Source organism: Occallatibacter sp. (genome assembly GCF_049510455.1).
Taxonomy (GTDB): domain Bacteria; phylum Acidobacteriota; class Terriglobia; order Terriglobales; family Acidobacteriaceae; genus Telmatobacter.
Map to the genome: position 1 here is coordinate 1 of NZ_JBEKYX010000162.1, position 5,924 is coordinate 5,924.

The 5,924-nt window shown below is 56.2% G+C and carries 3 protein-coding genes; all 3 read right to left on the minus strand.

Annotated elements, in window-relative coordinates; genetic code table 11:
• The coding region (locus tag ABSG47_RS20050) for a hypothetical protein (RefSeq protein ID WP_424172064.1) at positions 1 to 232 on the minus strand (232 nt) is incomplete at its 3' end.
• 904 nt (positions 233 to 1,136) lie between these two features.
• The gene (locus ABSG47_RS20055; RefSeq protein WP_424172067.1) at positions 1,137 to 2,978 is read right to left on the minus strand and encodes a bifunctional diguanylate cyclase/phosphodiesterase; all 1,842 of its coding nucleotides are present in this window, start codon (positions 2,976 to 2,978) and stop codon (positions 1,137 to 1,139) included.
• 625 nt (positions 2,979 to 3,603) lie between these two features.
• A complete protein-coding gene (locus ABSG47_RS20060) occupies positions 3,604 to 5,445 on the minus strand; it encodes a glycoside hydrolase family 2 protein (protein ID WP_424172071.1) in 1,842 nt (613 codons plus the stop codon).
• Positions 5,446 to 5,924 lie beyond the last annotated feature (479 nt).

A 5,924-nucleotide genomic window follows, 5' to 3' on the forward strand; every position in this document is an offset into this window, starting at 1 on the left:
AGAGATTGAACTGCGTGAGCTGATCGTTTGCCGTGCTGGATGCCAGAAGAGTAACCTGCGTGTTCCCCTGGGGCTGAGGCGGATTGGATGGACCGGCTGCGTTGGTGCTGCCACAGCCCGTGCTGTAAATGACCGTCAGGACGGAAACGAGGATAAGCAGCATGCAGCGGATTGCGAACGCTTGTCCTTGCAGACATTGGAATTTCTTCAACTGACGCAACAACGAATTCATTTCATCTCCACGAAAAACATCTGAACTTAAATGTTTCACCGGCATCCGGCGGAAAGCTGGAATCCAGTCATTCCGCCGGAAACAGGGTTTTCGCAACTCCGAGTTACGGCTCCTACTGCCAGTTGGCTACTTTTTATTGGGTCGGATACAGCATATAGCTGCCATAAATGTTGTCCTTATAGACCGCAAACTGCGACGGCCCAGAATAACCACTGCATGGCTCGCTAACTACAAGTAGTGCTGTTTGCCCAGTCATGCTTGTGGTCAGCTCACTCCATTTGTTTGTCCAGGTTTGGGTGCTGGTAAGCATTTCGCTGATAGTTCCCAGGAAAGACTCCGTCATTGATCCCGTTAAAGTCCGGCATGCTTTGTTGTGTTTGATTTTGCGAGCGCAAATGTACGAGAGCACTCGCAATAATGTCAACAAGAATTTGCGGCCATGAGCTGAAGCCCGGTTCTGTCTCATGTTTGTTCTCTCCGGCCAGGCGCTGTCTGATGAATCACACGCCCTTTTAAAATGCCTCCGGGGCTAAAGCCCCACCATTTTTAGGACATTTTCGGCACGACTGAAGTCGTGCCCTGTTACAAAACAGGTCGAATATAAGTTTTTCGCAAGTTGTAATGCAGTGTTCTTTCGAGGCAAAGCAATTGCAAGATTTGGCAGGGTTGAACAGGTTACGGAAGATGGCAGGTTGAGTGAATAGACATCCCGCAGGGGCTAAAGCCCCACCATTTTCAGGACATTTTCGGCACGACTGAAGTCGTGCCCTGTTACAAAACCGCTCCGGCCAGATTTTTCAGACGCGGCCTGAAGCCCCTCGTCTTCCTGAGCATTTTGTGGCATGGCTGAAGGCTGTGCCATTTCAAGACAGGTTTATGAGAGGGCTTCCAGCGCTGATGGCAGTCAGTTGGCGAGGCGGACGCAGTTTCTGCCGGCTTCTTTGGCCTGATACATGGCGGCGTCTGCGCTTTCGAGAAGCTGCACGGATTTTGTGGTATCCAGTGGCGCTATGGTGGCGCATCCGATGCTTACGGTGACTACGCGGTGGGGATTGCCTTCATGCGGGATCTGTTCCAGCTCGACTGCGCGGCGGATTTTTTCTCCGATGTGCCATGCGCCGGCGAGATCCGTATCGGGGAGGACTACGACGAACTCCTCGCCGCCGTAGCGGCCGACAAAGTCCGTCGGACGCTGCACGACACTGGCGATGGCGCCGGTTACCTCGCGCAGGCAACGGTCACCGGCGAGATGGCCGTAACGGTCGTTGTAATGCTTGAAGCGATCGACATCGATCATGAGCACGGAGATTTTGGTGTGGGCGGTTTGCGCGCGCTGCCACTCGCGCTCAATGTACTCATCGAGGCGGCGGCGGTTGGCGATTCCTGTAACCGCATCCGTAATGGCGCGGTTCTCGGCGACGTTGAGCGCCTTGTTCAGCTCCTCTTCATGCGCCTTTCTGCCGGAGATGTCGCGCACGACGTTGATGAAGCCGGAGGGAGCGCTTGTCTCCGGATCGCAGTGGAGGACGAGGTTGGCTTCAAGCCAGAGGTATCCTCCATCGCGCTTGCGTCCGCGGAATTCGAGGATGTTGCGGGCTTTGCCTGCGAGGCAATCTGTATAGAGCTTTTCAAGCGAGGCCTGGTCATCGGGATGCACCATTGCGCCGCGCTCAAAGAGGCCTGCGCTGCGGCTATCCCAACCGAGCAGCGTTGTTGCCGAAGGGGAGACGTAGACGACTTCGCGACTGAGATTGGCGAGCGTGATGATGTCGCTGGAGCCCTCGGCGAGCAGGCGGAAACGCTGCTCGCTGGCGCGCAGGTTGAGCCCCAGGCGTACACGCGCCGCCCGCACGACCTCCGCGATGTAAACAAGCAGCATGGAGACGAAGGCGAAAACCTGGAGCATGAGCGTGCGCGGAGAGGGAGAGAGAACGGTAAGGCCGATGGGCCCGTGGCCGCGCGAAGTAAGGAAGCCGCCGATGGTGGAGACAGCCAGCAGCCCCAGCGCCGCGCCCGCCATGCCGAGACGCATCTCCACCAGGAGCAGCACAGGCAGAATGACAAAGAGGAGCGGCAGAGAGGTTTGCCAGAAGACACCGAAACTAACTACGACCAGAAGGGCGAACCAGCCGGCGGCTTCATACCAGGGGCGCTTTGAAAATGGCGCGCGGCTTTTCAGCGAAAGATAGAGCGGCGTCATGATGGTGATGCCGAGCGCATCGCCGGGGAACCACTCGGGGACGACGAGCCAGAAGCTCTTGAAGTGCGCGAGAGAAAGGCACGTGGCATAGCAGAGCGAAGCAATGCCGGGAGCCACGAAAACGCCATAAATAAGGAGGGCGACAAGCTGGCTGGCTCGCGCCATGTAGCGATGTGGCGCCAGAGCCGGACTAAGGAGCCACGCGGCGATGGTTACTTCGACGACGTTGCATCCGGAGGCGGAAAGCGAAAGCCACAGAGGCGCGTGGAGCGGCGGCAGGAGGTTGGCCGCGAAGTCGATGACCGTGCCGAGGATAATGTAAGCCGGCCACTGCCGCTGCGGCACGCAGAGAAGCATGCCTACCATGAGGCCGGTGGAGGGCCACATGATACTGATGTCGCCGTGCGCCCAGGGGATGGTGTTCAGCAGTTCCGCGCCCGCCGTTACGCCACCCAGAATCAGCGCCGCATAGATCAGTTGCTGTAAGGGAAATACAGTTACTGATCCGCTGCTTTCTTCGCTGCGCGGCTGGACGGACGTATTCATTTGCCCTGGCTCAACTGGATTCTTGCCTTCCATCCTAACCTAACTATCGGAATGGCCAGAAAAAATGCCCCCCCGACTCAAACCAGTGGAAGTGAATCAGGCAACATTCCGACCGGCAAAGAAACAGAGGGGCATAACAGCAACTCCTGGAAGACGCCGCCCACCCTTACGCACGACGAGACTGTGCGCCGGGGAGTCATTCTCTGTCCTCCAGACCGAATGCGACTATACCACAGCATTGCATATCGCCGGCAATGGAATTGCGTGGGGATCGCGTGAGGTTATGTATGGGGCTCTATGGGGCCGGAGCTTCTAACTAATCTTTTTTGGCCCTGCCTTCTGCGCAGCCCAACGCAGCTTTTGCGCATCCGCAATGCGCTTACGCGCTTCCGCGCTCAGCGTGCGCTTATGTGCTTTTGCGGGAGCCGCTTTTGTCTTTGCCGTTTTTGCAGTGAGTGAAGAACTTCCGGAAGATGCAAGTAACTTCCTCACTTGAGTCAGCCTTGCAATCTCGGCATCGATCTGAGAAAGTATGGATTCTATTGACATGTGACGAGAATACCTCATTCTTTTCGCAATGGCGAATGGTTATGATAACTTCCACTAAAGTTATGCGATGGGCAAGTTACTCTGGTTTGCCCACGGCGCCTTCCTTGTATGCCTTCTGCAGGATGTAATAGGCCTGTTTCTTCTCTCCTTGATCGGAAATAAGTCCCTTGCGGTTGAATTCATCCTGAATACCCGCAAGGGGACGATTGGGCGAGCGAAAATCCATGAGTATCCACGGGCTCATGCCTCGCAACTGGGGAATGCGATTCAGCATTCCGATCTGATGGCGGTAGATATTTGCCTGATACTCTTCGGTCCATCGCTGGTTATCGCTGCCGTGCAGGCCAGCTTTGGCATCGCCGCCAAACTCGCTTACGATGAGCGGCTTGTCGTAGCGGATATCCCATTGCGTAACATCGGCAGTCTCCGGATGCGCCTCATACCAGCCGATATATTCGTTGACGCCGATGACGTCGAGGACTTTGCCTAGCGGGTCATCGACGATCTTTGTATTGCCCTGCGCCCGCACCAGCAGCGCCGCTGTGATGAGCCGCGAGCCATCGAGTTCGCGCGCCTTTGCCGCGAGGCGAGTTATGAAATCCGTGCGCGCGGGATTGCTGGGTGTTTCATTGGCCATTGACCAGAGAACGATGGAGGCATGATTGCGCAGCGTGCCGATCTCTTCTTCGAGCTGTTGCGAGGCTTTGTCATAGACCTGTGAGTTATCGAATTTGAGCGCCCAGTAGACAGGGTTTTCGCTCCAGACCATGATCCCCATGCGGTCGGCAGCGCGCTGCATGGTTTCATCGTGCGGATAATGTGCGAGGCGCACGAAGTTACAACCGAGATCCTTTGCCCATCCGAGAAGGGTTTCGGCGTCTTTATCGGACCATGCGCGGCCGGTGCGGTAGGGGGCTTCCGCATGAATGGAGATGCCGCGCAGAAAGATCGGCTTGCCGTTGAGCAGAATCTGCGTGCCGCGCGTCTCGATGGTGCGAAAGCCCATCTGCTCGTCGATAGAATCGGCGCCGGTGCGCAGCTTTACGGCGTATAACTTCGGATGCTCTGGAGACCAGCGTTCGAGCCCACTTACAGTGAAGTGAATTGCAGCCTTGCCGTTGGCATCGGTTGCGGCTTGAGCCTTTGCATGCAGTTCGGGGATCTCCACTTCGACGGGCACACCTGCACCTGCCCCGGTGAGATGCGTCCATCCTTCGATTACGCCGTCCTGTGTGCGGCTGAGATGGAGGTCGTATTGATCGATGAAGGTATTGGGGACTGTGATGATGGAGGCTTCGCGCGTGATTCCGCCGTAGTTCCACCAATCGGTTTCAAGGGTGGGGACATTGTCTTCGCGCCGGGTATTATCGACCGCGGCAACGATGAAGTTATCGCCGGGATGCACGGCTTCTGTGACGTCGCAGTTGAAGGCGGTGAATCCGCCTTCGTGCTCGCAGACTTTTTTGCCGTTGACCCACCACCAGGAGTGGTAATTGGCTGCGCCGACGTGCAGGAAAGCGCGCGAATGCTCTTGAGGCTGGTAAGTGAAGTTACGCTGGTACCAGACGGGGCCTTCATAGAAGAAGAGCGATTCGCGCTGTGTGTTCCAGTCGCCGGGGACTTTGAGCTTGGGGGCTTTGTCGAAGTCGTATTCGGTTGGGCCGGTATCATTGGGCTGCGCCTTGCGATTCAGGAACCAGCCGTTCTTCTTCTCTTCATGATGAAAGCTGAAGAGGCCGGAGAAATACGGATCGACGATCGAGGCCCAGTCGCCATTGAGCGAGAGTGCGGGCCTGCGGTCAGCTCCAGTGAATGCAAGCGGAGCATTTGCAGTCTGCGCCCACGCGGCAACTCCGCAGCAGACGAGAGTTGCACACGAAAGCGTAATACGGCCAAGCGAAAAGCGAGAAGATGGCATGGTTACTTCCCGGATAAGTTAGAGTAAGGTTCAACCGTTGGGTTGTGCTTTGCCGGTAGTCAGCGTAAGTATTTTCCCGACGGGCCATCTTATCCTGTGAGCGCTTCCGCTGTACAACGCAGGAAATGGCTCAGTTTGAAAAATCCCGCAGGGGCTAAGGAAGGTCTGATTAAGTCCGTGAAGCATACCTCAGCGGCTAAAGCCGCATTGATTTTGCTGCATTTATGTCACGGCTGAAGCCGTGACCTACCGTTCGTGCCACTTAATCTTTCGGCACGACTCAAGTCGTGCCCTGTTACAAAACAATTCAAACTGAGCCAGTACCACAACGCAAAAGGTGAGTTATGCCCGGACACAGCAAAGGGGTGAAGCCGGCGCTTCACCCCTTCTGGATTCCATTGCAGGAAAGTTACATTGCGCCCAGATACATTACGTGGACGTAGGTGCCAAGCCGTACGTTGTAAGCCAGATACCAGCCC

Bases quoted from the DNA above. Each gene is read 5' to 3' on its own strand.
- ABSG47_RS20055 (WP_424172067.1), bottom strand. From the start codon at position 2,978: ATGAATACGTCCGTCCAGCCGCGCAGCGAAGAAAGCAGCGGATCAGTA.
- ABSG47_RS20060 (WP_424172071.1), bottom strand. From the start codon at position 5,445: ATGCCATCTTCTCGCTTTTCGCTTGGCCGTATTACGCTTTCGTGTGCA.